Source organism: Cupriavidus sp. YR651 (genome assembly GCF_900101625.1).
In the GTDB taxonomy this organism is placed as follows: Bacteria; Pseudomonadota; Gammaproteobacteria; order Burkholderiales; family Burkholderiaceae; genus Cupriavidus.
Genome location: NZ_FMYZ01000001.1, coordinates 919,985 through 944,973, shown reverse-complemented (window position 1 = coordinate 944,973; position 24,989 = coordinate 919,985). Strand labels below are relative to the sequence as shown.

The 24,989-nt window shown below is 66.3% G+C and carries 24 protein-coding genes; 5 read left to right on the top strand and 19 right to left on the bottom strand.

The features are described 5' to 3' along the window. Window positions 1–3 precede the first annotated feature (3 nt). The 4 genes from BLR29_RS04220 to BLR29_RS04205 form a co-directional block, all read right to left on the bottom strand. Complete coding sequence (locus BLR29_RS04220; RefSeq protein ID WP_092134811.1) at window positions 4–1,245, bottom strand: SAM-dependent methyltransferase; 1,242 nt, start codon at window positions 1,243–1,245, stop codon at window positions 4–6. Window positions 1,246–1,513: 268 nt separating this feature from the next. Next, on the bottom strand, window positions 1,514–2,152 hold the full coding sequence (pdxH, locus tag BLR29_RS04215) for a pyridoxamine 5'-phosphate oxidase (protein ID WP_092134809.1): 639 nt from the start codon (window positions 2,150–2,152) through the stop codon (window positions 1,514–1,516). A gap of 129 nt (window positions 2,153–2,281) precedes the next feature. Next, a complete protein-coding gene (locus BLR29_RS04210; protein WP_092135454.1) occupies window positions 2,282–3,490 on the bottom strand; it encodes an MFS transporter in 1,209 nt (402 codons plus the stop codon). Between the two features lie 340 nt (window positions 3,491–3,830). Then, entirely contained in the window at window positions 3,831–6,179 is a 2,349-nt protein-coding gene (locus tag BLR29_RS04205) for an AsmA family protein (protein ID WP_092135452.1), read from the bottom strand. A 292-nt stretch (window positions 6,180–6,471) separates the two neighbouring features. On the opposite strand from BLR29_RS04205, the gene tcdA reads away from it, so the two are divergent. Beyond that, on the top strand, window positions 6,472–7,296 hold the full coding sequence (gene tcdA / locus BLR29_RS04200) for a tRNA cyclic N6-threonylcarbamoyladenosine(37) synthase TcdA (protein WP_092135451.1): 825 nt from the start codon (window positions 6,472–6,474) through the stop codon (window positions 7,294–7,296). 83 nt (window positions 7,297–7,379) lie between these two features. Here the strand turns inward: tcdA and BLR29_RS04195 are convergent, their stop codons facing one another. Beyond that, window positions 7,380–7,958 (bottom strand): P-loop nucleotide/nucleoside kinase family protein, encoded by a 579-nt coding sequence (locus BLR29_RS04195; RefSeq protein WP_092134808.1) that lies wholly within the window; start codon window positions 7,956–7,958, stop codon window positions 7,380–7,382. Window positions 7,959–8,078: 120 nt separating this feature from the next. On the opposite strand from BLR29_RS04195, the gene BLR29_RS04190 reads away from it, so the two are divergent. Continuing rightward, on the top strand, window positions 8,079–8,591 hold the full coding sequence (locus BLR29_RS04190; RefSeq protein WP_092134806.1) for a bacteriohemerythrin: 513 nt from the start codon (window positions 8,079–8,081) through the stop codon (window positions 8,589–8,591). A gap of 101 nt (window positions 8,592–8,692) precedes the next feature. On the opposite strand, the gene trxA is transcribed toward BLR29_RS04190, so the two are convergent. Continuing rightward, a complete protein-coding gene (gene trxA, locus BLR29_RS04185) occupies window positions 8,693–9,538 on the bottom strand; it encodes a thioredoxin (RefSeq protein ID WP_092135449.1) in 846 nt (281 codons plus the stop codon). A 209-nt stretch (window positions 9,539–9,747) separates the two neighbouring features. Between trxA and BLR29_RS04180 the strand changes: the two genes are divergently transcribed. Further along, window positions 9,748–11,448 carry a long-chain fatty acid--CoA ligase gene (locus tag BLR29_RS04180; RefSeq protein ID WP_092134805.1) on the top strand — a complete coding sequence of 567 codons (1,701 nt, stop codon included), beginning with the start codon at window positions 9,748–9,750 and terminating at the stop codon, window positions 11,446–11,448. Window positions 11,449–11,495: 47 nt separating this feature from the next. Here the strand turns inward: BLR29_RS04180 and BLR29_RS04175 are convergent, their stop codons facing one another. Both BLR29_RS04175 and BLR29_RS04170 read right to left on the bottom strand, forming a co-directional pair. After that, on the bottom strand, window positions 11,496–12,302 hold the full coding sequence (locus BLR29_RS04175) for an ankyrin repeat domain-containing protein (protein ID WP_092134803.1): 807 nt from the start codon (window positions 12,300–12,302) through the stop codon (window positions 11,496–11,498). Between the two features lie 23 nt (window positions 12,303–12,325). Then, window positions 12,326–13,096 (bottom strand): gamma-glutamylcyclotransferase, encoded by a 771-nt coding sequence (locus BLR29_RS04170; protein ID WP_092134801.1) that lies wholly within the window; start codon window positions 13,094–13,096, stop codon window positions 12,326–12,328. Window positions 13,097–13,273: 177 nt separating this feature from the next. Between BLR29_RS04170 and BLR29_RS04165 the strand changes: the two genes are divergently transcribed. Next, on the top strand, window positions 13,274–13,594 hold the full coding sequence (locus tag BLR29_RS04165; RefSeq protein ID WP_092134800.1) for a hypothetical protein: 321 nt from the start codon (window positions 13,274–13,276) through the stop codon (window positions 13,592–13,594). Between the two features lie 68 nt (window positions 13,595–13,662). Here BLR29_RS04165 and BLR29_RS04160 read toward each other — a convergent pair whose 3' ends face one another. From BLR29_RS04160 to BLR29_RS04130, 7 genes are all read right to left on the bottom strand, one after another. Next, window positions 13,663–14,010 carry an FKBP-type peptidyl-prolyl cis-trans isomerase gene (locus tag BLR29_RS04160; RefSeq protein WP_092134798.1) on the bottom strand — a complete coding sequence of 116 codons (348 nt, stop codon included), beginning with the start codon at window positions 14,008–14,010 and terminating at the stop codon, window positions 13,663–13,665. A gap of 52 nt (window positions 14,011–14,062) precedes the next feature. Next, complete coding sequence (locus tag BLR29_RS04155) at window positions 14,063–14,611, bottom strand: YaeQ family protein (RefSeq protein ID WP_092134797.1); 549 nt, start codon at window positions 14,609–14,611, stop codon at window positions 14,063–14,065. Between the two features lie 132 nt (window positions 14,612–14,743). Continuing rightward, complete coding sequence (locus BLR29_RS04150) at window positions 14,744–15,052, bottom strand: hypothetical protein (RefSeq protein ID WP_092134796.1); 309 nt, start codon at window positions 15,050–15,052, stop codon at window positions 14,744–14,746. Window positions 15,053–15,194: 142 nt separating this feature from the next. Continuing rightward, window positions 15,195–15,737 carry a YceI family protein gene (locus BLR29_RS04145; protein WP_092135448.1) on the bottom strand — a complete coding sequence of 181 codons (543 nt, stop codon included), beginning with the start codon at window positions 15,735–15,737 and terminating at the stop codon, window positions 15,195–15,197. Window positions 15,738–15,816: 79 nt separating this feature from the next. Next, window positions 15,817–16,203 carry an MAPEG family protein gene (locus BLR29_RS04140; RefSeq protein WP_092134794.1) on the bottom strand — a complete coding sequence of 129 codons (387 nt, stop codon included), beginning with the start codon at window positions 16,201–16,203 and terminating at the stop codon, window positions 15,817–15,819. 62 nt (window positions 16,204–16,265) lie between these two features. Then, complete coding sequence (locus BLR29_RS04135) at window positions 16,266–16,487, bottom strand: RNA-binding S4 domain-containing protein (RefSeq protein ID WP_092134792.1); 222 nt, start codon at window positions 16,485–16,487, stop codon at window positions 16,266–16,268. Window positions 16,488–16,489: 2 nt separating this feature from the next. Beyond that, window positions 16,490–18,238 (bottom strand): glutamine--tRNA ligase/YqeY domain fusion protein, encoded by a 1,749-nt coding sequence (locus tag BLR29_RS04130; RefSeq protein ID WP_092134791.1) that lies wholly within the window; start codon window positions 18,236–18,238, stop codon window positions 16,490–16,492. A 303-nt stretch (window positions 18,239–18,541) separates the two neighbouring features. Here BLR29_RS04130 and BLR29_RS04125 point away from each other — a divergent pair, with 303 nt between their 5' ends. Beyond that, window positions 18,542–19,993 carry a CoA transferase gene (locus BLR29_RS04125; RefSeq protein ID WP_092134789.1) on the top strand — a complete coding sequence of 484 codons (1,452 nt, stop codon included), beginning with the start codon at window positions 18,542–18,544 and terminating at the stop codon, window positions 19,991–19,993. A gap of 74 nt (window positions 19,994–20,067) precedes the next feature. On the opposite strand, the gene BLR29_RS04120 is transcribed toward BLR29_RS04125, so the two are convergent. The 4 genes from BLR29_RS04120 to BLR29_RS04105 all read right to left on the bottom strand — a co-directional run bounded on the left by BLR29_RS04120 (window position 20,068) and on the right by BLR29_RS04105 (window position 24,885). Next, the gene (locus BLR29_RS04120; protein ID WP_092134788.1) at window positions 20,068–20,685 is read right to left on the bottom strand and encodes a pyridoxamine 5'-phosphate oxidase family protein; all 618 of its coding nucleotides are present in this window, start codon (window positions 20,683–20,685) and stop codon (window positions 20,068–20,070) included. A 137-nt stretch (window positions 20,686–20,822) separates the two neighbouring features. Continuing rightward, window positions 20,823–21,683: a PhzF family phenazine biosynthesis protein gene (locus BLR29_RS04115; RefSeq protein WP_092134786.1), complete on the bottom strand. Its 861-nt coding sequence runs from the start codon at window positions 21,681–21,683 to the stop codon at window positions 20,823–20,825. A 471-nt stretch (window positions 21,684–22,154) separates the two neighbouring features. Continuing rightward, complete coding sequence (ggt, locus tag BLR29_RS04110) at window positions 22,155–23,780, bottom strand: gamma-glutamyltransferase (RefSeq protein ID WP_092134785.1); 1,626 nt, start codon at window positions 23,778–23,780, stop codon at window positions 22,155–22,157. Between the two features lie 127 nt (window positions 23,781–23,907). Further along, window positions 23,908–24,885 (bottom strand): Bug family tripartite tricarboxylate transporter substrate binding protein, encoded by a 978-nt coding sequence (locus BLR29_RS04105; RefSeq protein WP_092134783.1) that lies wholly within the window; start codon window positions 24,883–24,885, stop codon window positions 23,908–23,910. Window positions 24,886–24,989: the final 104 nt, after the last annotated feature.

Below are 24,989 nucleotides of genomic sequence, written 5' to 3'. Positions count from 1 at the left end.
TCGTCAGATAGGGGTGCCGAGCGCAGGCTCGTAAATATACCGGCGCGACCACGGCAGCGTCTCGGGCGGGCGGCCGGCCTTGTGACACACCACCTGGTAGATCGACATCTGGTCGGTCGTGAATGCGTGGGCGCAACCGGCCAGGTACACCCGCCAGATGCGGTACTTTTTCTCGCCGACCATCGCGCGGATGGTGTCGCCGTTCGCTTCGAAATTATTGGCCCAGTGATGCAGCGTCTGCGCGTAGTGCTTGCGCAGCAGTTCCACGTCGAAGGCTTCCAGGCCGCCCTTCTGCAGGGTCTGCAAGACCAGGCCGATATGGGGCAGCTCGCCCTGCGGGAATACGTAGCGGTCCATGAAGCCCGAGCCGTCCATCGGCACCACGCCGCTGTCCGGGTCCGTTGACGTGATGCCATGATTCATCGCCACACCGCCGTCGATCAGCAGTTCCCGGATGCGTCCGAAGTAGCCCGGCAGGTTTTCCTTGCCCACGTGTTCGAACATGCCGACGCTGGTGATGCGGTCGAACTGGCCCGCGGTGTCGCGATAGTCCTGCAAGCGGATCTCGATGCGGTCCTGCAGGCCGGCGGCCTTCACGCGTGCCGTGGCCAGGTCGAACTGGTTCTGCGACAGCGTGATGCCCACGCATCTGGCGCCGAACTTCTGCGCCGCGCGCAGCACCAGTGCCCCCCAGCCGCAGCCGATATCCAGCAGCGTCTGGTCCGGTTGCAACCGGATCTTGGTCAGGATGTGGTCGATCTTCTTGAGTTGGGCCGCGGCCAGGTCTTCATTGCCGCGCTCGAAGTACGCGCACGAGTAGACCATGTTGGCGTCGAGCCAGAGCTTGTAGAAGTCGTTGGAGACATCGTAGTGATACTGGATGGATGCCTTGTCTTCCTGTCTGGTGTGCGTGAAGTGTTGCGCTACCCTGGCGAGCGCTCCGCCGGCGCTGCGCGTGGCGGCGGCGGAAAAGCCGTAGGCAACCTTGATGATGTCGGCCAGACGGCCTTCGAAATCGATCTTTCCCTGGACGTAGGCCTCGCCGAGGTTGTCCAGGCTCGGCACCAGCAGCAGGGGCAGCGCGGTGGCCTCGCGCACCGTCAGCGTGACGTCCGGCTTCTCATCGTTGCCCAGCAGGTATTCGGTGCCATTCCACAGCCGGAGCCTGACCGGCAGGTTCGCGTGCTTGCGTACGTCGGCAATCCAGCTGTCGAGTTGCTTGTCCAGAGCTTGCTTGAAAAACATGCGGCTTCCTCCCGATTGGTTGCGGCATACCTCTCGAACGTGCCCCATGGCGGGTTCGCCTGTGCGTGGCGCGAGCCGTGGGGGCCGCGCCGGCCAGACATGGCCAGCGCGACGACTCTAAAACTTTACGCCAAATCCTCGAATTGTGCAGTGCGGGTCCCCGGCGGGACCGGTGGCCGGTGTACCTGTCTGGTCGGGCAAACAATGTGTCAGGCGACCCGTGTCGTCGGGAAAATCATGACGGGCGCAGCCGGACGCGCCGCGCCTGTCAGGGCGACAGTCGGACGATGTTCCAGCTGCCGTCGTCCTGTTTGCGATAGCCGATACGATCATGCAGGCGCGAGGGGCGGCCCTGCCAGAACTCGATCCACGTGGGCACGACCCGATAGCCGCCCCAGTGATCCGGTCGCGGTGGGTTCTCGCCAAACTTGTTGCGGAAGTCGGCCTCGCGGGCCTCCAGCACTTCGCGTCCGGCGACTTCGCGGCTTTGCTCCGAGGCCCATGCGCCCAGCCGCGACCCGAGTGGCCGCGATGCGTAATAGGCATCACTCTCGGCGGCATCCACTTTCTCCACGATGCCTTCCACGCGCACCTGGCGCTCCAGCTGGACCCAGTGGAACAACAGCGCCGCACGCGGGTTGGCCAGCAGGTCCAGGCCCTTGCGGCTTTCATAGTTGGTGAAGAACGTAAAGCCGTCGGCATCCATGCCCTTGAGCAGCACGATGCGTGCGGACGGCTGGCCGTCGGCATCGACGGTTGCCAGTGTCATGGCGTTCGGTTCGGGCAACTTGGCCTGCATGGCCTCGTCGAACCAGGACTTGAACTGGCGGATGGGGTCGGGGGCCACGTCGGATTCGGAAAGCGCGCTCAGCATGTAGTTGCGGCGCAGGTCGGCGAGTTGGGTCATGTCGCTATCACGAAGGACGAAGGGGAAATGTCCGCGCCAAACACGCGGATGAGGATGATTCGAGTATAGCGAAAGCGCCGCACAGCGCGTTTGCGCTGTCGCAACCGGCTGGGGGCGCTGCCCCCGCCGTCATCGCGAAATGGGTGTCTGGTCGGACGCGCGGATCTTGCGCGCCTGGTTGCGCGAGTAGTAGCCGGCCATGCCCATCGCGCCAGCCATCGACAGGAAGATCGGCAGCATGCCCAGCGCGGTGCCCACCACGCCAAACGTGAGCGGCCAGACCACCTGGCTGGTGTTGAGCACCGCCGAGCGCAGGCCCAGCGCCTCGCCCGCCCGGCCGGACGGCGATGCGGTATGGAGGATGTTCATGACGTTCGGCTGCGCGCTGCCCAGCGCCAGGCCCAGTACGAAGGCGAGTCCGCACATCAGCCAGAAATGGGCGACGAACGGATAGACCAGGTAGGCCATGGCACCCACCATCAGCGCGACGCGAATGATCTTCCATTCGGACAGGTGGCGCGACACCATCGGCATGGCCACGCGGATCGCGAATGTGGCGATCGCGAACGCGCCCAGCACCCACCCGATCGACGACGGCGACAGCCCGATGCGCGAGCCCTGGATCGGGATCAGGAATGCGTGGAGATCCCACGCGGCGGACAACACCGCACTGGCGATGAAGACCGCACGCAGTTCGGGATGCTGGAGCAGGTCCAGCGTGGAGTGGCGGCTGCCGTCCTCGATGGCGATGCGCCCGGCATTGCCGCCCGTGGCCGGCAGCCGGGGCCGCACGTACTGCAGGCCCGCCTGGCCAATCAACGCAACCACCACCAGCACGCAGAACGCCGCGCGGAAGCCGGCGTGCTCGATGACATAGCCCATTACCACAGGGCCCAGCGTGCCTGACACCGACAGCCCCAGCGCATGCAGCGTGTAGTTGCGCAGCCGCGTGTCGTTGGTCGAGACCTGTCCGATCAGCAGCTGCATCGCCACCTGGACCAGCATGAAGCCGACCCCGATCAGCGCGCACGCGGCATACAGCGAGGAAATGTCATGCCAGACCGCCGGCAGCAGCGTGCCGGCCACCACCATCAGGGACCCCGCTGTCATCGGCAGGCGTGGCCCGATCTCGTCGATGCGCTTGCCCGCGCGGATCGCCAGAAACATCGGCAGCAACGCATAGAGCGACATCAGGATGCCCAGGGTGACCGTGGACGCCTTGAGGGAGATGGCAAACAGGGAAACGACGACGCGGCTGGCGTTGAACGCCACGTGATTGCACACCGTCAGGGCGATCAGCCAGCTGATCGGCGGGACGGCGGCGTGAGGCAACGTCATGACGGGGGCGGAAAAAGACATGCGTGGATCGCGCTGCCGGCAAGGTCTCCGTTCCGGTCAATAAAAAGCGCGAGAAAAAATGAGTGCGGCCGAGGCCGCACCTGACAATGGCCGCCGACGGCCGGACTGGAACCGGCATCGGCAACCGATGCACGCCATCTCTTCGTAAATTGCTTGTAAATGGCCGTTTAATTATGCGACTGCCCGTGGGCCGGGCACAACGGCGAAGAAGGAGGGGGTGCAAATCCGCAACACTTTCGAGGCGTTTGTGTTGCAGATTTGCCAATCGGATGCGGCCCGTCGGTCCGGCGGATGCCCGAAAGATCGTTCAGGCGATGCCTCAGCCACCCTGGTAGAGCTGGACATCGTTGGCCGGGCGCGACGGATTCTGCTGGACGGTCGGGGCGGGGACGCGCGGTGTGGTGGGTGGCGGGCCGGCTTCGCCCTGGGCGGCGGCGGACTTCGTCGGCGGTTCGGGGATCGCCGGGCCGGCTGTCTGCTTCGCCCCCTTGCCGGAGGCCGGGTCCTGGTAGGTCTTGCCCGGCGGCGGGGCGGTCGGGCGCTTCTTCAGTTCGGCCAGGAGCTTGCCGCACTGGCTCTCCTCGCCCGGGGAGATGTCGAGCAGCGGCACCAGCATGGCCACCGGCGCCGTCAACGCCAGGGCCAGCGCGCCGCCGGCCCGCAGCGCCAGCACCGCAATGTTCGGGCTCACGGACGGGTTCTTGAACGTGCCGCCCACATACAGCGGCGAACGCAGCGAAATGATCCGCAGGCCCTTGGAATCCGGATGGATGGTCAGTGCCAGCCGCTCGTCGCGCATGTCGATGGCGCCCTCGGTGTTGATGACGGCGTCCTGCGTGTCGAGTACGAACGTGCGGGCGCGCGCCACGCCGTCCTTGAACGCGAAGTCGCTGACGCCGCAGTTGATTTGCACGGGCTTGTCGCCGAACAGCTTGGAGATCACCACGCTCCCCACGTTCAGGCCGATCGCCTCGAGAATGAACTTGCTGACCGTGCCGTTTTCCACCAGCAACCGCGCCTCGCCGTTGGACGATCCCATCAACGCGGCCACGGAATTGCCCGTGGCCGACAACCTGGCGCTGCCGTTGACCTCGCCGATGCTCGCTCGCATCGTGTCGATCTTCGGAAACATCTGCTTGAGCTTCAGGTGGCGCGCGGTCATGTCGATCACGGCGCCCATCGGCTCGCGCTTGCCGTCCAGCCGGATCGTGGAGACCAGGTTGCCGCCGGCCACGCCGAAGTTGAGCGGATCCAGCAGCAGCACGCCGTCGGTCAGCTTCAGGTGCGTGGTCACGTCCGTGATCGGCAGGTCTTCGTCGCGCACGATGCGCTTGCCGGTGAATTTCACGTCGGCATCGATCTCGTCCCAGCGTTCGGTCCGGAACGGGGCCACCGGCAACGCCTTGTTGGCGGGCTGCTTCACGGGGCTCTCCGGCGCGGCCCGGCCCGGCCTGGCATCCGCACCGATCAGCGGTGCCAGGTCGGAGAACAGCAGTTGCTGAGAGACCAGTTCGCCGGAGAGCAGCGGGCGCGGCGAGCGCTGCGCGAACGTGAGCGTGCCACCCAGGTCGCTGCCGCCCACCTTGCCGGTGAAATTGCGATAGGTATAGGTGGAGGCGCCCGGCTTGAGCGTGCCCACCAGACGGCCGCGCGTTTCATACGGCGGCGTCGAGGGCAGCACGATGCCGGTGAGTGGATACAGCCTGGCCATGTTGTCGCCGGACAGCTGCAGGTGCACGTCCAGTGCGCCGATATGCGTCGGATTCGTGAGCGTGCCTTCGATCACGGCGCGCGTACTGCCCACGCGGACGTCGGCCTGGACCGGGTAGGGCGTGTTGGTGTCGCGCAGGCTCAGCACGGTGCCAGCCTTGCCGCTGGCGTTGATCGTGGCCTGGTTGTAATGGCCGACGGCCTTCCAGCGGATGCCATAGCGGCTGTCCCGCGCGTCCGGCCTGCTGTCCTTTGCGTCCCTGGCGACGCTGTCGCCGGCCGGGCTGGATGTCGGGGTCGAGGCCGATGCCACGGGCGCGGAGGCCTCCGTCGCCGACGCATCGGTGGGCGGCACCAGCGCGCCGTCGCGCGCCCTGTCATAGAGCGCCTGGTCCCCCACGGTATCCAGCGTGGCCTGCATTTCGATCTTCTCCGCGGCGTCCGCCAGCGCCAGGTTGCCGCGCTGCAGGACCACTTCGCCGATATCGAGATGCCATTTGCGCTGGCCTGTGTCCGGCCCCGTATCGAAGGTCCAGTTGTTGCGCTTGTCGGCCAGCCGCTCCAGCCATACGGCCGGGCTGTCGACCACGATCGTCGGCACGTTGATCTCGTGGGCCAGCAGCGGCACGGGTCGCAGCACGAAGATCAGCTCACGGATGTTTGCCATGTTGGGCGACTTCGCCCAGTCGGGATTGCCCACGGTGATGTCGCGCGCGGACAGTCGTGGCCATGGAACCAGCGTTTGCCAGCCGGTTTCGCCCTGCGCGCGCTTCCAGGTGACAACCAGGTCGCCATTGATGGCGAACGGACGCCCGATGGCCTGCGTGACCTTGTCGTTGATCCACGGCTTCAGCCGGTTCCAGTCAAAGGTCAGGATCACAACGAGGAGGATCGCGATCAGCGCGATCGGCGTCAATGCACTCCATAGGACGATCTTTTGGTGGCGCGAGGCGGGCATGGGGTTGGACTCCATGAGGTCGGACTCCTGTTGACGCGCGGGCAAGGGGGCATTCCCCGTCGGGCACGTGTGCGGGGCCATGCGGCGGATCAACCACTGCAAGACCATTGTAGGGGCCACCGTTCGCGCCCGTTGTCGGCCTCGCGCTGACAATTCGGTCGCAGGCCCGCCTATTTTTGCGGCCAGCCCGTTCGGCCCGGGTGGCATAAAATGCCGGCACGGCGCGCCAGCGGGCGCGCTGTCGCCACAGATTCCGACCGTCATGACGATTGCCCCGACCCCCCTGGCCGATATGCCGGGCCTGCCCGAGCCCCTGACCCACGAGAGCCCCGAGGACGACGACTACCATCGCCGCTTTGGTGGCGTGGCCCGTCTGTACGGCGCGGAAGGAATGGCGCGGCTCGAGGCGGCCAACGTCTGTGTCATCGGCATCGGCGGGGTGGGTAGCTGGGCGGCGGAGGCGTTGGCCCGCAATGCGGTGGGCCGCGTGACCCTGATCGACCTGGATCACATTGCGCTCTCCAACACCAACCGCCAGATTCATGCGCTGGGTGACGCCTATGGCCGTGCCAAGGTGGATGCCATGGCCGAGCGCATGGTGGCCATCAATCCGCGTTGCCGGGTGACGCAGATCGACGATTTCGTCACTGAGGACAATGTGGCGGCGCTGCTCGGCGGGTTTGACTGGGTGATCGATGCGATCGACGCCGTGAAGATCAAGACCGCGATCCTGGGGTGGGCGCGCCGCGAGAGTGCGCGCGTGATCACCTGCGGGGGCGCTGGTGGCCAGCTGGACCCGACGCGCGTGCGGATCGAGGATCTGGCGCGGACCGTCCAGGATCCACTGCTGGCGAAAGTGCGTGGCAACCTGCGCCGGCAATGGGGTTTCCCGCGCGATCCGAAGAAGAAATTCGGCATCCAGGCCGTGTATTCGGATGAACCGCTGCGTTATCCGGAGCCGGAGCAGCAGGCGTGCGAGATCGACGAAGTCCCGCCCACGCATCGGCAGGGGCCGCAGGGGCTGGCCTGTGCCGGCTTCGGATCGTCGGTGGCCGTGACGGCGGTGTTTGGCTTCGTGGCCGCCTCGGCCGTGATCGGCGCAGTCGTGGCGGGCTGAATCCGGGCAGTCAGATCGGGTGCCGGCTCATCGCGAGTCCGGCATCAGTCCAGCACCCGTGCGGCTCCAGCGCTTGTGCCAGGTCAGGAGGCCAGCTGCCGCAGCAGGCTGTTCACGGCGGCATCATCGGGCGCCAGGTTGTCGAAGAAGATCAGTTCGGGATACTCGGCCGGATTCGGCATGAAGCGGCGTGTGCGATACGCTTCCCAGTGCGCCAGCTTGTAGGCGTCGTTGGGGTTGCCGCGCCGGATGATGCGTGCGTGGGCCTCGTCTTCGGGCAGGTGCACCCAGACGATCTGCGTCTGCGTGCCGGCCGGCAAGTGCAGCCACTGTGGATCGGCCAGTTGATGCGCGCGAATCTCGCGCGACAGCGGCCCGATCACGATCACGCTGATGCCAAGCATCAGGTTCTCGCGCGCGGTGTCGAGCAGGCCCTGGTATTCGGGATCGCGCAGGTTGTCGAGGTAGGCCGGACTGTCGCGGTCATTGGGATCGCCGGTGATGGCACCCATCGCCGCGGCGCTGTAGCGGCCGTAGAGCGTGTCCTTGTCCAGCAGGCAGAACGGCTCGCCGGTGGCCTGCATGAGCGGCCCGATCAGCCGGTGGGCGAGCGACGTCTTGCCGGTGCCGGCGTGGCCGCAGAAGAAGATCAGTCGTGGCATGGGCGAGGGCGTTCCTGGCGAGGGCGGAAGCGCCAAGGATAACCCGCGATTGCGGAAAATCAGATCGGCCGCGCGGGAAATCGGTATCCTTGCCGGTCATTCCATCGTTGCCGGCCAACCATGTCCGCCACTCCCCATCACGAACCCAGCGCCGAACTCGGCACCCCAGCCACCGAGTCCAGTGCCGTCGCCAATCCCTATGAAGGGCTGTCGTCCGAAGGCCTGCCCGCCGATCTCCATCTCGGAGAACCGGTGACCGACGCCACCCACGCCGAATTCCTCCAGTTGCTCGACGCCACCGCGAAAGCCGACGATGCAGGCTTCCTCGCGGCCTACGATGCGTGGATGGACCACACGCGGCATCACTTCGCGCAGGAAGAGCAGTGGATGGAGGCGATGGGTTTCGGGCCGCGCTATTGCCATGCGGGCGAGCACCAGCAGGTGCTGGCCGTTGCGCAAGCCGTGCGGGACAAGGTGGCGGGGGAGGGAATGGTCGACCTGGGCCGCAGGTTGATCGGCGAGCTACCCGGCTGGTTTGACCAGCACGTGAAGTCCATGGACACGATGATGGTCGAGCACATGAAGGCCAACGGCTTCACGCTCGTCGAAGGGCCTGCCGATCAGCCAGCCTGACAGCCCGATGGCCTGAAGGTGGCGACCTGTGGGCGCGCCCGAGTCAGGTAGCCCTTCAAGAAATCTTCAAGCCCACCCTCAGGCAGGCATTCAGGCGACGTTCAGTTCAGCGACGTGCTGAGCTGGCGGCGCCAGCGTGAAACCGCCTCGGGCTGGTCCGCCATCAGTTCGAACACCGACAACATGGTCTTGCGGCCGATGTCGTCTTCAAAGCCGCGATCCTTGCGGACGATCGCGATCAACTGCTCCAGCGCCGGTTCGTACTGGCGGCGGGCAATCAGCACCTTGGCCAGATCGAGCCGCGCGGCGAGGTCGTTCGGGTTGGCGTCCACGCGGGCGGCCAGTTCGCCAGGGTCCGGCAGATCGCCCATGCCTTTCATCGCTTCCAGTCGCGTTTGCAGCGCCGCGTAGGCATCGTCCTGCAATGCATGTGGCGACAAGAGACCGAACTCGGCTTCGGCGTCGTCGATGGCATTGTCGTCCAGCAAGAAGCCGATATACGCCAGGCGCGCACCATCCGCACCCGGATCGAAGGCCAGCGCCGCCTGGAACGCAGCCCGGGCACCGTCCCGGTCACCGGCTGCGACCGCCTCCCTTGCCTCGCGCAATGCCACCTCGCCCGGGTTGGGCGACAGGCCCTCCAGAAACCCTCTCAGCTGGGATTCCGGCAGCACGCCGATGAACTGGTCGACGGCGTTGCCGTCGGCAAATGCCACCACGTGCGGAATGCTGCGCACGCCAAAGTGCGCAGCCAGTTCCTGGTTCTCATCCACGTTGACCTTGGTCAGCTTCCATTTGCCGCCGGCCTCGGCCTCCAGCTTTTCCAGCATCGGGCCCAGCGTCTTGCACGGGCCGCACCACGGCGCCCAGAAATCAACCAGCACTGGAACCTGGCGCGACATCTCAATGACGTCGGCTTCGAAATTCTGCAGGGTGACGTCGCTCATGTTCTGCACCTCGGAATGGACGGCCACTAAAAGTGGCCTGATTTCCCTATTGTGAGGGCAGGGCCGCAAAACACAACGGGGCGTACCCCCGGAATCCCGTGCAGCGCGGGAAAACCTGTGGTTGAAAATAGAACGGTCGTTCAGTTATATTGCTTGACCGTTGACCAATCCAAGAACATCGGTCCATGAGGCCGACTGCAGGAGACACCATGACCACCAAGCCCGCGCGTCCGCATTTCCAGTTCTGGCCCAAGCGAGTGCCAACCGAAATCGTGCTGCCGGAGACCTCGCTCTGGTACAACCTGGAAGTCTCCGCGCACCGCTTTGCCGACAAGCCTGCGATCCGCTACTTCGGCAATGCCATCACGTTCCGTGAACTGGAATCGCAGGCCACGGCGCTGGCGGGTTGGCTGCAGCAGAAGGCCGGCGTCAAGAAGGGCGATCGCGTGCTGCTGTACATGCAGAACTGCCCGCAATTCCTGGCCAGCTACTACGCGATCCTGCGCGCCGATGCCGTGGTGGTGCCCGTCAATCCGATGAACCGTGCCGAGGAATTCAAGCACTACATCACCGACGCACAAGCGCGGGTAGCGATCTGCACTGCGGACCTCATGTCCGGCGTGACGCAGGCCAACAGCGAGGTCGATGCCGATCAGCGCCTGCAGCACGTGCTGGCCACCCAGTACGCCGATGCGTTGCCGGCGACGTACGAATTCCCGGAGGACGCGCCGCCCGCGTGGCTGACCGTGGAGCATCCACTGCCCGCCGGCACCACGGCATGGTCCGAGGCCATCGGCGCCGGATTGCAGCCCGGCCCGCATACCGCTGGCCCCGATGACATGGCGGTCATGCCGTACACCTCGGGTACCACCGGGTTCCCCAAGGGATGCATCCACACGCATCGCTCCGTGATGCACAACATCATCGGTGGCGCCACGTGGTCCGGCAGCGGCGCCGAATCGGTGATCCTGTCGGTGCTGCCTCTGTTCCACGTCACCGGCATGCAGTACGGCATGAACGGCCCGATCTATTCCGGCGCCACGGTGGTGATGCTGCCGCGCTGGGACCGCGAGGTGGCCGGTAGCCTGATCTCGCGCTATCAGGTCACGCACTGGACCAACATCCCGACGATGGTGATCGACTTCCTGGGCAGTCCGAACCTGGCGTCGTTCGACCTCGGCAGCCTGCGCTACATCGGCGGCGGCGGCGCGGCCATGCCGCAGGCCGTGGCGGAACGCCTGAAGACGCAGTTCGGCCTGAGCTACCTGGAAGGCTATGGGCTTTCCGAGACGATGGCGCCGACGCACAGCAACCCGGCCGAGCATGCCAAGCTGCAGTGCCTGGGCGTGCCGACGTTCAACACGGACGCGCGCGTGATCGATCCGGTCACGCTGCAGGAACTGCCGCCGAACGAAGTGGGGGAGATCATCGTGCGCGGCCCGCAGGTGTTCAAGGGCTACTGGGGCAAGCCCGATGCCACGCGCGATGCGTTCATCGAGTTCGAAGGCGAGACGTTCTTCCGCACGGGCGACCTGGGCCGCGTGGACGAGGATGGCTTCTTCTTCATCACGGACCGCCTCAAGCGCATGATCAATGCGTCGGGCTTCAAGGTCTGGCCGGCCGAGGTGGAGAACCTGCTGTACAAGCATCCGGCCGTGCAGGAGGCGTGCATCATCGGCACGCGCGACGCCTATCGCGGCGAGACGGTGAAGGCCGTGGTCGTCCTGCGCACCGATGCGCGCGGCAAGACCACGCCGGAAGACATCATCGAATGGGCCAAGGAGAACATGGCCGCGTACAAGTACCCGCGCGTGGTGGAGTTCGTCGATGCGCTGCCCAAGTCGGGCACGGGCAAGGTGATGTGGCGCCAGTTGCAGGAATCGGAGAATACGCGCAACGCGGCAGCCTGAGGGAGCTTGAGGCCGCTTGAGGCGGGTGCGGCGGTGTGTGCCCGGGGTCAGTGACCGCGGGCGCGCATGAGCATCTTCACCATCGTCTTGTAACCACGCTCGCGCGCATGGCGCGAGGGCGTGATCCCTTCTCGGTCGGCCAGGTTGGCGTCGGCCCCCGCGTCCAGCAGGAGCTGGACGATTTCCTCGTAGCGCGTGCTGCCGTCGCCCAGGACGATGGCCTCCAGCAGCGCCGTCCACCCGAGCTGGTTGACCTGATCCACGGCGATCCCGGCCTTGAGCAAGAGCTTCACGACTTCGACATTGCCGTGCTGGCTGGCGGCGATCAGCGCGGTGCCGTCGTAGCGGTCCGTGCTCCTGAGGTCGGCGCCATGCGCAAGCGCCAGCCGTACCACATCGATCTGCCCCGTGGCCGCCGCCAGCAGGAAGGCGCTGTTGGCCTCGCCGTCCTTGCGGTTGACGTCCGCACCTGCCTGGATCAGCGCGCGCGCCACGTCGCCGCGCCGGTTATAGACGGCCGCGACCAGCGCCGTTCGGCCGCGTTCGTCCACGGCCTGCGCGGAGGCACCCGCTGCCAGCAAGCGGTTGACGAGATCCAGGTCGCCGATGCTGGCGGCCGTAATCAGGTTGCGGTCCAGCGCCGCCATGCCGTCGCCGCGTGGCGGCGTCAGGGCAGGGTCGGAGGTGCGCGGCGCGCGCGAGGGAGGCGGTGCCGAGGCGCCGCCCATGCCGATCGATCGCGCCAGCGTCTGGCCGCCCTGTCCGGCCAGCAATCCACCTCCCATCAGCAATCCCATGAGCCCGAGCATCTCGGCAAGTGCCTGGCGACGGGGGCGGGTCTGGGAGCGCGTCATGGTTCGTGGGCGATCGGATGGACTCAGACGGTTTCGTGGGGCGCGGTCGTCGCGGCCACTGCGTCGGCGGAATCGGCCTGCAATGTAGGTGCGGGCTTCGTGTGTGGTGCGCCGGCCTCGCCCTCCTGCAACTGGCGCCACAGGCGGCCGAGGTAGGGGTCATCCACGCCATTGGTGGCCAGGCCCAGCAGCGTCTGCTGCAGATATTCGCGCGCCGGACCGTAGAGGCCCGTGGCGTGGCGCAGACAGGCCACCACGCGAGCGTCGGGCAGGCGGCCCGCATAGCCCGGGTGTTCGCGATTCATCACGAAGGCAAGGGCGCGCTGTTCGGCGCCGCCCGGCTGGTCGTCGACCTTTACGCGCAGCCAGCGCGGATGGTAGGCGCCGGTCATCATTTCGCGGCGCCACAGCACACGGAATTCCTGTTCGATCACATGGCTCGGGATGCGAAACACCATGCCGGTGCAGCAACCGCCGCGATCGAGTCCCAGCACCAGGCCAGGATTGTCCCAGGTGCCACGGTTGATGCGGGAATAGAGATAGAAGCCGCGGTGATAGCCATGCACGGTGGCGAGCCGCCGATCCGTGTGCACCACCATCGGGTTCCAGATCAGGGACCCGTAGCCGAAGAGCCACACGTCACCGTTCAGGTCGACGCCATCGGGCCGGGCCGCCAGCGTGTTGCAGAGCGAGCGCTCGATATCGGCCTCCGGCAGGAGTGAAGACGCGATCGGTGTGCTGCACAGCGATGTGCGCAGCCGATCCGATTCGAGGTCCTGTCTGGTGATGGCCATGCGTGCAAGGATAATCCAAAGCCGAAGAGTGTGTCGCACGGAAACCACGCGCGCGGGTGCGGTGTGTGTCGCAGGCAACGGTCGGATCTTGCGGGATAGCTCGTCCGGCCGATTCCCAGGCGCTGCCAAGTCACTACAATAGGGACCTCATCCTCGGAGAATCTCGGAGAACCGGTCATGGCGCGTACGCTTACCGTGGTGTTCGGCAGCGGCAAGGAGTTTGAATTCACGCTCGGCGATGCCGAGCTGGCGGCGGTGACGGAGGACGCTGCGTGGCGCTGGTTCGACCGCGAATACGCGGAGCTGGATTGTCAGGCATCCAGCCCGGTGGGGAAGGTGCTGGTGATCGACAAGATCCTGAACGTGGCCAAGTTCTCGGGCGAGAACCGCTTTGCCGGCAATGCGGAATGGGCCCAGGATTTTGCCCGCCACGCCGGCCGGCTGCTGGGCCGCGACAAGGTACGCGTGGACGTGGGCAACGCCGCCATCGGCTTCTGACTGCGCCTGCCTGCACCAAAACAAAACGGACGCCTTGCGCGTCCGTTTTGACATGTGGCGGGCGGGAATCAGACCGCCAGCAGTTCCACTTCGAACAGCAGCGTGGCGTTCGGCGGGATCACGCCGCCGGCGCCGCGAGCGCCGTAGCCGAGGTCGGCCGGAATCACCAGGCGGCGCGTGCCGCCGACCTTCATGCCCTGGACGCCTTCGTCCCAGCCGCGAATCACGTGGCCGGCGCCCAGCGGAAACACGAACGGGTCGTTGCGGTCCTTGCTCGAATCGAACTTGCGGCCTGCCTGGCCGTTCTCGTACAGCCAGCCGGTGTAGTGCACGGTCACGTGCTTGCCCGACGTGGCTTCGTCGCCCGAACCGACGACGGTGTCTTCAAACTGCAGGCCGGAGGGAGTAGTTTGCATCGCAATCTTCCTTGTTGTGTGGCAGTGGAATCATCAGGCGCCGCAGCGCCGCTCAGCCGGCGGCGCGCTGCAGCACGTCCAGCGTGAGTTGGACGTTGTGGTCGTCGTCGCTGACCCAGATCTCGCCGTCCTGGATCGTGACCGACAGCCGCATGGCGCGCTGCGCCAGGCCGGCCAGCGCGTCGACGGCTTCCGACGGCACATTGTAGATGGTGACGTTGCGCAGCTTGCTGGCTTTGCCGGCCATGCCCTTCCACCATTCACGTGCGCTGGCGCTTTGATAGGTATAGACGGTCACGCGCCCGGAGCGGGCGGAGGCGCGCCGCAGGCGGGCCTCGTCGGGCTGGCCCAGTTCGACCCAGTGTTCGATCTCGCCGGTCAGGTTCTTGTCCCAGAGGTCCGGCTCGTCGGGTTCGTCCAGGCCGCGGGTGAAGGCAAGAGACTCGGAGGCCTCGCAGGCAAACGCCAGCAGACGGACCATCATGCGCGCATCGTTTTCGGACGGATGCTGGGCGATGGTCAGGGCGTGGCTGCCGTAGTAGGGCCGGTCCATGTCGGACACGGACAACTCGGCTTTGAAGATGGTGGACTTGAGCGCCATGAGGTCAGGAAAGCGGGCGGCGCCAGCGACGTTGCTCGGCGCGCGGAAGGCCGCATCATACGTGATCCGGGCGCCGGCGCGATGGAATCCGCCGCCGGTTTGCGTGCGCTGGCGCGCCCGCGCGGCAATGCGTCAGGACTTGCGGTAGTCGCTGAGCCAGAAGCGCAGCAGTGCGGAAGCCAGCACGAGCGTCAGGAAGGCCGCCGCGGCCACCAGCGCCACGCCGCCATGGCTGTTGATCTGGCCAGTGATGGCGGTCCTGGCCAGCAACGAGCCAACGACCATGGCCAGCAGTGGCAGCAGCAGGGCGCCTCGTCCATAGGTCTTGTAGGCCCAGAGCGGGAAGCGGCGCAGGAAATCGGCAGGAATGCTGCAGGCCAGGCACGCGCCGGCCGCGGCCAGCGACGCCGCAACGACGTCACCCGCGTGAATGTGGATCATCTTGACTCACGTTGTCGCCGGGTGCGCTGGGGGCGGAACGCGGCAGGATGGATTTGCAAAGCGATGATTTTACGAGAGATTTCGCCGGCAAAGGTGACGCGTGGTCGTCATCCGGAACAGCAGCCCGCCCTTATTGCAGCTCTTATTGCGGCGCTGGCCCGGCAGGTGACGCCTCGACGGAAATCTGCAAGGTGACCGTATCGCTTACATCGGGCAGAAAACGGGTCATGCCGAATGCGCTACGCGTCAGTGTGGCGTGGAAGTCACCGCCGCAAACATCGCGCCTGACGCCGAACAGCACGGTCTGGCCGCAGCTGAAGCGGTCGGCCTCCAGCCGCAGCGGTTGCGTGACGCCGTGCAGCGAGAAGGTGCCCTCCACAGCCACGAGCTTGCCACCTTCGACGATAAAGCGGTTTGCCTGCAGGCGTGCCACGGGGAAGGTCTGGGCGTCGAGAAACTGTGCGGAACGCAGCACACCGTCAAGGCTGCGATTGCCCGAGTCAACCGAATCGGTATCGACAGTGAAGTCGATGGCTCCCGCGCCGGTTGCCGGGTCGTAGATGATCCGGCCGTCCAGCTTGTTGAAACGGCCGCGCACGGTAGTGCGGTCGAAATGGCTGGCGCCGAAGTGGACCGTGGTGTGAGTCGGATCGACGGTGTAGGTGGTGGGTGCCGCAAACGTCATGCCGCTGGCAACCGTTGCCGCGATAGCGGCCGTGGCGAGAGCCAGCTTCAGAGTGAGGATCCGCATGGCGATGTGGCGATCAGTGGACGAAGACCGGTAACAGGAAGATCCCGATCACGGTCAGGAAACCCACGGTCCAGCACAGCGTGCGCAGGGTGGGCCGGTCGGTCAGGTAGCAGACCGTGTAGAGGACGCGCGCAACGAGAAATACCACCGCCAACTCGTTGATCCGGGCCTGTGGCGCGGACAGGTAGCTGGCCGTCAACACAGCCGCGGCAAAGAACGGGAAGGCCTCGAAGTGGTTGCGGTGCGCCAGGTCGGCGCGGCGCGCGCGGCCGCTTTGCTTTTCGAGCCAGCCGCGCGGGTCATGGTTGTCAAAGCCGCTGCGCCCACCGGCCTTGGCGATGGTTACGGTCAGGACGGGCAGGAGGCCCGCCACCAGTACACACCAGAACGCGATCGGCATTGAATGTCCTTTTCGTCAGGTGAGACCGGAACCGAACGGCTTCCGGCAGGCGAGGCCGCCCCTTAGGCCGCCACCACCTTGATGCGTACGCCGGCCACGCCGACGACCTGCCCGGCGCGGATCTTGGCGGTCTTGCGTGATTCCGCCGAACCGTCCACCGAGACCTCGCCGGCTGCGACGAGCGCCTTGCCGGCGCCGCCGCTGTCGCAGATGCCGGCCAGCTTCAGCAGGTCGTTGAGGGCGATGAACTCGCCCTCGAGCGGAAACGTGATGGTCTGCGTCATAGTCACTTGCCCCAGCTGTCCTTCAGGCCGACCGTCCGGTTGAAGACGGGCTTGCCCGGCTGCGAATCCACGCGGTCCGCCACGAAGTAGCCGTGACGCTCGAACTGGAAGCGGTCTTCTGGCTTCGCATCGCGCAGGCCCGGCTCCAGATAGGCCGTGACGACCTTCTTGGAATCGGGGTTCAGCGCGTCCAGGAAATTCTTGCCGCCGGCGTCCGGGTTCGGATCGTTGAACAGGCGGTCGTAGAGGCGCACCTCGGCCTCGTACGCGTGCGCCGCGCTGACCCAGTGGATGTTGCCCTTGACCTTGACGCTGTCCGCGCCCGGCGTGCCGCTCTTGGTGTCCGGCAGGTAGTTCGCGTGCACGGCGATCACGTTGCCGTCGGCGTCCTTGTCCACGCCCGTGCACTCGATCACGTAGCCATAGCGCAGGCGCACCTTGTTGCCCGGGAACAGGCGGAAGTAGCCCTTCGGCGGGTTCTCGTTGAAGTCCTCGCGCTCGATCCACAGCTCGCGCGACAGCGGGAACACACGACGCCCCAACTCCGGCTGCTTGGGGTGCACCGGTGCCGAGCATTCCTCGCTCTGGCCTTCGGGATAGTTGTCCAGGATCAGCCTGACCGGGTCCAGCACGCCCACGCTGCGCGGCGCGCGCGCGTCGAGATCGTCGCGCACGGCGCCTTCCAGCGTGCTCATGTCGATCCAGCTGTCGGCCTTGGAGACGCCTACGCGGTCACAGAACAGCTGGATCGATTCCGGCGTGTAGCCGCGGCGGCGGATGCCGACGATGGTGGGCATGCGGGGATCATCCCAGCCGTCCACGCGCTTCTCGTCCACGAGTTGCTTGAGCTTGCGCTTGCTCGTGATCGCGTACGTCAGGTTCAGGCGCGCGAACTCGTATTGATGCGGCAGCGGATCGCGGAACACGCCGGATTCGCGCAGGTGCCCGAGCACCCAGTCATACAGCGGGCGATTGTTCTCGAATTCCAGCGTGCACAGCGAATGGCTGATGTTCTCCAGCGCATCCGAGATGCAGTGCGTGAAGTCGTACATCGGGTAGATGCACCACTTGTCGCCGGTCCGGTGGTGATGGGCGTGGCGGATGCGGTAGAGCACCGGGTCGCGCAGCACGATGTTCGGCGCGGCCATGTCGATCTTCGCACGCAGCACATGTTCGCCGTCGGCGTACTTGTCGTCGCGCATCTCGCGGAACAGCTTCAGGTTTTCCTCGACGGAGCGATCGCGGTACGGCGACGGCTTGCCCGGCTCCGAGAAGTTGCCGCGCGTGGCGCCGATCTGCTCGGCGCTCTGGCTGTCCACGTAGGCGGCGCCGCGCTCGATCAGCGTTTCGGCGAATGCATACAGCTGGTCGAAGTAGTCGCTGGCGTAGTAAAGGTGCGGAGCCGCGCCGGCCTTGGTGGCGTCCCACGAAAAGCCGAGCCAGTGCACGGAATCGATGATCGAATCGACGTACTCCGTGTCTTCCTTGACCGGGTTGGTGTCGTCGAAGCGCAGGTGGCAGCGGCCGCCATAGTCGCGGGCCAGGCCGAAGTTCAGGCAGATGCTCTTGGCGTGGCCGATGTGCAGGTAGCCGTTGGGCTCCGGCGGGAACCGCGTGATGACCGGGGGCAGCGGCTCGCCCTGCTTGTCCGCGCGGCCGGCATACGTGCCGGCGGCCAGGTCCTGGTCGATGATGCTCCGCAGGAAGTTGGAGGCGGCGGGCGTGTCGTTGGGCTTGTTGTCTTGGCTCATGGTGGCGCCGCATCGGGTGCGGCTGGATAGCATTTGGCGGACGGCCAGGCAAGGATTGACCCGGGCGCGTCCTTGGTGTTCCTTGGAATGGCGGGATTTTACCGTGCCTTGGGGGTCAACCCGACAGCGGACCGCCATTTTGCGAATCGGCTCACTGCGGCGGGGCCCGAAGTGGGGCAGAATCCACCGCAGAGTGATCGAGTGCCGTCCTCGGGGCGACACCTCGGCATGACGCTCGGCATGGCGCTTGGTAAGGCGTCATCCTCGCACGATCCCCCGGGCCTTGTTGCTGGAACACACCCCATGAAACCTGCTTCCTCCCCCGATTCCATCCCGCCGGCCGATGTGGTGGCGGCGCTCTGGCAGGGTGCCGGCATGGCGCCGGAGGCGCTTGCGCACCTGCACCTGACCGGAGCGGATCCCGTCCTGCCATCGAGCTTTGCCATCGGTGCCGCCGCACAGGCCAGCCTGGGCGCGTCGGCGTTGGCCGCCGCCGCGCTGTGGGCCCGGCGCACGGGCCGCTGGCAGGACGTGTCCGTCGACATGCGTCATGCACTGGCCGAATTCCGCAGCGAGCGCTATCTGCGCGTGAACGGTGGTCCCGCACCCGAGCTCTGGGACAAGATTGCCGGGCTGTACCCCTGCGGGGACGGCCGGTGGGTCCGGCTGCACACGAACTTTCCCCATCATCGCGACGGCGTGCTGCGCATCCTCCACTGCGCGCACGACAAGGAGGCCGTGCGCGCCGCGCTTGGCAAGTGGGAAGCCGAGGCTTTCGAAGCCACGGCATCGGAGGCGGGGCTCGTGGTCGCCGCGATGCGGACGTTTGACGAATGGCAGGCGCATCCGCAGGCCGAAGCCATCCGCGCGCTGCCGCCGGTGACGATCGAAAAGATCGGCGAAGCGCCGCCGGAGCCGCTGCCGGCCTTGCCCGCTCACGCGGAACTCAATGTCGACGCGCGGCCGCTCACGGGCGTGCGAGTGCTCGATTTCACGCGCATCATCGCAGGCCCGGTAGCGGGGCGCACGCTGGCCGCGCATGGGGCGGACGTGTTGCTGGTGACGGCGTCGCATCTACCGTCCATTGCCCCGCTCGTCATCGACACGGGACGCGGCAAGCGGTCCTGTCAACTGGACCTGCGGGATCCGGACGACAAGCGCACGCTGCACAAGCTGCTGCATGGCGCGGACGTGCTGGTGCAGGGCTATCGTCCGGCAGGACTCGCCGAACTGGGCGCCGGGCCGGAAGCCGTGGCACGCGCCCGGCCGGGCATTGTCTACGTGTCACTGTCGGCATATGGCCACGTCGGACCGTGGTCGGGCAAGCGCGGCTTCGACTCGCTCGTCCAGACCGCGACAGGGCTGAATCATGACGAAGCCCAGGCCGCCGGCAGCACCGACCCGAAGCCATTGCCGGCTCAGGTGCTTGACCACGCCGCGGGCTACCTGCTGGCGTTTGGCGCGATGGCGGCGCTGCATCGGCGCGCCGTGGAGGGGGGGAGCTGGCATGTGCGCGTGTCGCTGGCACAGGTGGGGCAGTGGCTGCGCAGCCTCGGGCGCGTGCCGGACGGCCTCGGCGTGCCGGATCAGCACATCGACGAGATTTCCGACCTGCTGGAAGTGCTCGAATCCGGTTTCGGTGAACTGACGGTGGTGCGGCATGCCGCGAAGCTGTCAGAGACGCCCGCGTACTGGGAATTGCCATCGGTGCCGCTGGGCACCCACCCCGCCGAATGGTTACCGCGCCGAACGTGAAACACTGCCGCTGTCGTCGGCCAGCGAGTGTGGCAAAACCGGCAACGACGCCAGAATCATTTGGATAGCGCCTCTCAGTAGAGCGTGTTGCGCATGCGCTCGGGCTGCTCGCGGTCGTAGGTCGGGCCGTCGATCGCGTGCTGGCTGAGTTCGGCCACGATGGTGCCGTTGCTGGGCAGTGCCTCGCGTGGAATTTGCGCCTCGGGAGACCACAGGTGCGAACGGACCAGCGCGCGGGCGCACTGGAAGAACACGGATCGCACCGAAACGACCAGTACCGTCGTCGGGACCTTGCCATGCGCCTCGCATCGGGCGATCAGGTCCGGGTCGGTCGATATCTTCGCGGTACCGCTGATGCGCAGCGTCTCATTGACGCCCGGCACGAGGAACAGCAGCCCCACGCGCGGATCGGCCACGATGTTGCGCAGGCTGTCGATGCGATTGTTGCCGCGTCGGTCCGGCAGCAACAGCGTGCGGTCGTCCAGGACCTGCACGAAACCCGGCGCATCGCCGCGCGGAGAGCAGTCGCCACCCTTGTCGCTCATCGTCGACAACAGGCAAAACGGCGACGCTTCCACGAACGTGCGGTAGTACGGGTGCAGGTAGTCGACTTCCTTGGCGAGGGAGGCGGCGCCGGGCTCGGCGTAAAGCGCTTCCAGGTCGGCGAGCGCGGCGATGTCGTGGGACGTCATGGCAGTGGGGCGCTGAAGTTGGCGGGGCAATGGAGGACCAACAGGAACAAGGGGAAACGGGGCAAACCGGCGAAAGCAGCCGGAACCGGAAGTATGCCCCTGAATTGTGTCCGTGAAGCGTGACCCTACCGGCGGGATCAGAGCGTGATCGTGCCGCGGCCGATCTCGATTACCCGGCCGCCGACCCGGATGGCACCCTCGGCGGTGACCGCCAGGTCCAGCCGGCAGTGGCGACCCACGAACTCGCCCTGATCCACGGCATAGGCCGCTGGCAGCGCGTGGCCGGTGGCCAGCAGCCACCCGCCGAGGTTGGCGCACGCGGAGCCAGTGCCCGGGTCTTCGGCAACGCCACCGCCCTGCTTGGTGAAGAAGTAGCGCACCAGCACCTTGCCAGGCTGTTCCGGATCGAAGGCAAACACGTAGGCTGTCTTGCGGCCCAGGCTGCTCTGCGGCCAGCGGTCAAGACGGCTGCTGTCCGGCTGCGCGCGACGTACGGCGTCCGGCGTCCTGACTGGCACCAGCAGTTGGTCGGCGCCGGTGTCGACCCACATCGGCGATCCCGCCAGGTCGTCCACGGACAGGCCCAGCAGCGAGGCCATCTCGGCGTCGGGCAGGCCTGCCGGCGCAGTCTTTGGCTGGCCCTGATGCGGCGCCGTCAGCGTCCAGCGGTCTCCCTCGGCGGTCACCGGCACCACGCCGGCCTTGAACTCGAGCGACAACGCATCGCCGGTCCTTGCCAGGTCGCGCACCACGTGGGCCGTGCCCAGCGTCGGGTGGCCGGCAAAACGCATTTCGTAGCCGGGCGTGAAGATGCGCACGGCGGCGGTCGCGTTGTCAGACGGAAATACGAACGTGGTCTCGGACAGGTTGAACTGCAGCGCCAGCGCCTGCATGGTGGCGTCGTCCAGGCCGCGCGCGTCTTCGAACACGCACAGGGGATTGCCGCCGAAGGTGGATTCGGCAAAGACGTTGACGATGCGGAAGGCGTAGTTGGTCATGGTAGCGGGGCGCGGTGAGTGGTGCGGTGAATGACGCGATGCGAGTAGCGACGAATGGCGACGAATGGCGATGAATGGCAACGGAGGCAACGGAGGCAACGGCGCGAGGAACGAGTGGGGAGTCGCGGCGAATCCGGCAAGTGTATGCGAGCGGTTGGCGGGCGCCATGCACAGTTCCGCACGCGCGGAGCGGAACAGTTGAGGCCGGCGCGACACACTGGCCTTCGACTCGCCGGCCCCCGGTTCCCCGGGCCCCATTCCCCGGCCCTCCCCACCCAAAGTCACCGCCCCATATCCCCAGCCCCGTATCCCCGCCCCGTATCCCCGGCCCCGTATCCACCATCCCCGATGCCTGCTTCACGCGCCCATGAAAAAAGCGCCCGGGGGATGGACCCCCGGGCGCCTTGCAGGACAAAGACTTCAGTACAGCTTCGGTGCTGCGGTACTACGAAATCACCCGCCAGTCCCGTGTCAGAAGCCCACGGCCTGACCGTCGCGACGGCTGTCGCTGGCGGCCACGTAGCCTTGCTCGGCGTCATCGGACAGGCGCCAGATGAACTGGCCGGAGCCGAAGTCCATGTAGGGATCGTCCACGGACTTGAGTTGATGGCCACGCGCCTTCAGGCCCGCCACCGTGGCCGGGTCCATCGTGCCTTCCACGTCCAGCGTGAAGTCGCGGTTCACCTTCCAGCGCGGTGCGCAGCAGGCGGCCTGCGGCTGCTGCTTGTAGTCCAGCATGCGCACCACGGTCTGCAGGTGGCCCTGCGGCTGCATGTCGCCGCCCATCACGCCAAAGCTCATCACGGGCTGGCCGTCCTTCGTCAGGAAGGCCGGGATGATGGTGTGGAAAGGACGCTTGCCGCCTTCCACCACGTTGGCGGACTTCGGATCCATCGAGAATCCCACGCCACGGTTTTGCAGGCTGATGCCGGTGCCCGGCACTACCACGCCCGAGCCAAAGCCCATGTAGTTCGACTGGATGAACGAGATCATCATGCCGTTCTCGTCGGCGGCGGTCAGGTAGATCGTGCCGCCGACCTTCGGCATGCCGAAGTTGAAGTGGGTGGCGCGCTTCATGTCGATCAGCTTCGCGCGGGACTTCAGGTAGGCATCGTCCAGCATCTGCTCGGGCGTGACCTCCATGCTGCGCGGGTCGGCCACATAGCGGTACAGGTCGGCGAAGGCGAGCTTCATGGCCTCGATCTGCAGATGCTGGGAATCCACGGAGTCGACCGGCAGCGAACCCACGTCGAACTGGTCGAGGATGCCCAGTGCCATCAGCGCGGCAATGCCCTGGCCGTTCGGCGGAATCTCGTGCACGTCATGGTCGCGGTAGGACTTGCTGATCGGCTTGACCCAGTCGGGACGATAGTTGCGCAGGTCGTCCAGCGTCAGCGCGGCACCGCACTCCTTGCTGAAGGCGGCGATCCGCTCGGCGATCTCGCCTTCGTAATAGGCACGGCCCTTGGAGGCGCCGATCTTGCGCAGCGTGTCGGCGGCGGCCTTGAGGACGAACTTCTCGCCCACCTGCGGCGCGCGGCCGTTGGGCATGAAGGTGTCGGCAAAGCCCGGCTGGTTCTTCAGGTCCGGCACGGCGGCGGCCCACTTGTGCGCGACCACCGGCGGCACGGCGTAGCCGCGCTCGGCGATCTCGATTGCCGGCTCCATCAGGTCTTCGAACGGCAGCTTGCCGAAGCGCTCGTGCAGTGCGGCCCAGCCGGCGATCACGCCCGGCACGGTGACCGAGTCCCAGCCGCGGATCGGGCGGTTGGCGTTGCCGTTGGCATCCACGCCGTACTTCTTCTTGAAGTAGTCGGTATTCCAGGCGGCCGGGGCCACGCCGGAGGAGTTCAGGCCATGCAGTTCCTTGCCGTCCCAGAGGATCGCGAAGGCATCGCTGCCCAGGCCGCACGACACGGGCTCAACCAGCGTGATCGCAGCCGCGGCGGCGATGGCCGCGTCGACGGCATTGCCGCCCTTGAGCAGCATGCGCAGGCCGGCCTGTGCGGCCAGCGGGTGCGACGTCGACACCACGTTGCGCGCGAACAGCGGAATGCGCACGGTGGGATAGGGGTTGGTCCAGTTGAAGTTCTGCATGGTCTGTCTCGTAAATGCGGGCCTCGGGAGGCCTCGGGACAAAATATCCTGCGCGGCATCACGCACCGCGATGTCAGGAAGGAATGTGGAAGGATAAGGCCGGCGTCTCGCGCCGGCCCGATGCCGATCAGTCGACCTGGATCTTCCGGTCCTTGATCAGCTTGCCCCATCGGGCGCTGTCCTTCTTCACCATCGTCGCGAACTGCGCCGGCGTGCCGCCGACGGGCTCGGCGCCCAGCTTGGCCAGGCGGTCCTTCACGTCCTGCGACTGGATCGCCTTGTTGAACTCGGCGTTCAGGCGACTGACGACGTCAGCCGGCAATCCCTTCGGGCCGTAGATGCCGAACCACGTATCGGATTCGAAGCCGGGCAGGCCGGATTCGCTGGCCGTCGGCAGGTCCGGTGCCAGCGGGGAACGCTTGAGGCTGGTCACGGCCAGGGCCTTGAGCTTGCCGTCCTTCACATGTGGCATGCCGGACACGATGCTGTCGAACAACACCTGCACCTTGTTCGAGATCAGGTCGGGCACCGCCAGCGCCGTGCCGCGGTACGGGATATGGGTGATGAACACGCCGGCCTGGGCCTTGAAGGCCTCGGCCGTCAGGTGGACCACCGTGCCGTTGCCGCTGGAAGCGTAGTTCAGCTCGCCCGGATGCTTCTTGGCGTAGTCGATCAGTTCCTTGACGTTCTTGACCGGCAGGGAGTTCGGCACGACCAGCACGTTGGTTGCCGTGGCCACCTGACCGATCGGGGTGAAATCGGTCTCGGTGTTGTACGGCAGGTGCGTGTTGATGTACGGGCCGATGGAGTGCGTGCTGGTGGTGGCGATCAACAGCGTGTAGCCGTCAGCCGGAGCCTTGGCGGCCATGTCGGAACCAATCGCGCCGCCCGCGCCGGGCCGGTTGTCCACCACGATCTGCTGGCCCAGGTTGGCGCCCACTTTCTGGGCGATGGCTCGCGCCAGCAGATCCGTCGCGCCACTGGCGGGGAAGGGCACGATCAGGCGGATCGGCTTGCTGGGGAAGGTGTCGGCGTGCGACGGTGCGGCAACCAGGGTCAGGCTCGTGGCAAGGCCGATGCCGATATGGCGTAGCCAGGTTTTCATTCTTCGCTCCGGTACGGAAGGTCAAACAGTCAGGCGGGGGCAATGCTTGGCAGGAAAAACCGAGCCAAATCAAGGCTCGACCATCATTATTCCGCGCGGCCGAT

Bases quoted from the DNA above. Each gene is read 5' to 3' on its own strand.
- BLR29_RS04220 (WP_092134811.1), bottom strand. From the start codon at position 1,245: ATGTTTTTCAAGCAAGCTCTGGACAAGCAACTCGACAGCTGGATTGCC.
- pdxH (WP_092134809.1), bottom strand. From the start codon at position 2,152: ATGACCCAACTCGCCGACCTGCGCCGCAACTACATGCTGAGCGCGCTT.
- BLR29_RS04210 (WP_092135454.1), bottom strand. From the start codon at position 3,490: ATGACGTTGCCTCACGCCGCCGTCCCGCCGATCAGCTGGCTGATCGCC.
- BLR29_RS04205 (WP_092135452.1), bottom strand. From the start codon at position 6,179: ATGCCCGCCTCGCGCCACCAAAAGATCGTCCTATGGAGTGCATTGACG.
- tcdA (WP_092135451.1), top strand. From the start codon at position 6,472: ATGCCGGGCCTGCCCGAGCCCCTGACCCACGAGAGCCCCGAGGACGAC.
- BLR29_RS04195 (WP_092134808.1), bottom strand. From the start codon at position 7,958: ATGCCACGACTGATCTTCTTCTGCGGCCACGCCGGCACCGGCAAGACG.
- BLR29_RS04190 (WP_092134806.1), top strand. From the start codon at position 8,079: ATGTCCGCCACTCCCCATCACGAACCCAGCGCCGAACTCGGCACCCCA.
- trxA (WP_092135449.1), bottom strand. From the start codon at position 9,538: ATGAGCGACGTCACCCTGCAGAATTTCGAAGCCGACGTCATTGAGATG.
- BLR29_RS04180 (WP_092134805.1), top strand. From the start codon at position 9,748: ATGACCACCAAGCCCGCGCGTCCGCATTTCCAGTTCTGGCCCAAGCGA.
- BLR29_RS04175 (WP_092134803.1), bottom strand. From the start codon at position 12,302: ATGACGCGCTCCCAGACCCGCCCCCGTCGCCAGGCACTTGCCGAGATG.
- BLR29_RS04170 (WP_092134801.1), bottom strand. From the start codon at position 13,096: ATGGCCATCACCAGACAGGACCTCGAATCGGATCGGCTGCGCACATCG.
- BLR29_RS04165 (WP_092134800.1), top strand. From the start codon at position 13,274: ATGGCGCGTACGCTTACCGTGGTGTTCGGCAGCGGCAAGGAGTTTGAA.
- BLR29_RS04160 (WP_092134798.1), bottom strand. From the start codon at position 14,010: ATGCAAACTACTCCCTCCGGCCTGCAGTTTGAAGACACCGTCGTCGGT.
- BLR29_RS04155 (WP_092134797.1), bottom strand. From the start codon at position 14,611: ATGGCGCTCAAGTCCACCATCTTCAAAGCCGAGTTGTCCGTGTCCGAC.
- BLR29_RS04150 (WP_092134796.1), bottom strand. From the start codon at position 15,052: ATGATCCACATTCACGCGGGTGACGTCGTTGCGGCGTCGCTGGCCGCG.
- BLR29_RS04145 (WP_092135448.1), bottom strand. From the start codon at position 15,737: ATGACGTTTGCGGCACCCACCACCTACACCGTCGATCCGACTCACACC.
- BLR29_RS04140 (WP_092134794.1), bottom strand. From the start codon at position 16,203: ATGCCGATCGCGTTCTGGTGTGTACTGGTGGCGGGCCTCCTGCCCGTC.
- BLR29_RS04135 (WP_092134792.1), bottom strand. From the start codon at position 16,487: ATGACGCAGACCATCACGTTTCCGCTCGAGGGCGAGTTCATCGCCCTC.
- BLR29_RS04130 (WP_092134791.1), bottom strand. From the start codon at position 18,238: ATGAGCCAAGACAACAAGCCCAACGACACGCCCGCCGCCTCCAACTTC.
- BLR29_RS04125 (WP_092134789.1), top strand. From the start codon at position 18,542: ATGAAACCTGCTTCCTCCCCCGATTCCATCCCGCCGGCCGATGTGGTG.
- BLR29_RS04120 (WP_092134788.1), bottom strand. From the start codon at position 20,685: ATGACGTCCCACGACATCGCCGCGCTCGCCGACCTGGAAGCGCTTTAC.
- BLR29_RS04115 (WP_092134786.1), bottom strand. From the start codon at position 21,683: ATGACCAACTACGCCTTCCGCATCGTCAACGTCTTTGCCGAATCCACC.
- ggt (WP_092134785.1), bottom strand. From the start codon at position 23,780: ATGCAGAACTTCAACTGGACCAACCCCTATCCCACCGTGCGCATTCCG.
- BLR29_RS04105 (WP_092134783.1), bottom strand. From the start codon at position 24,885: ATGAAAACCTGGCTACGCCATATCGGCATCGGCCTTGCCACGAGCCTG.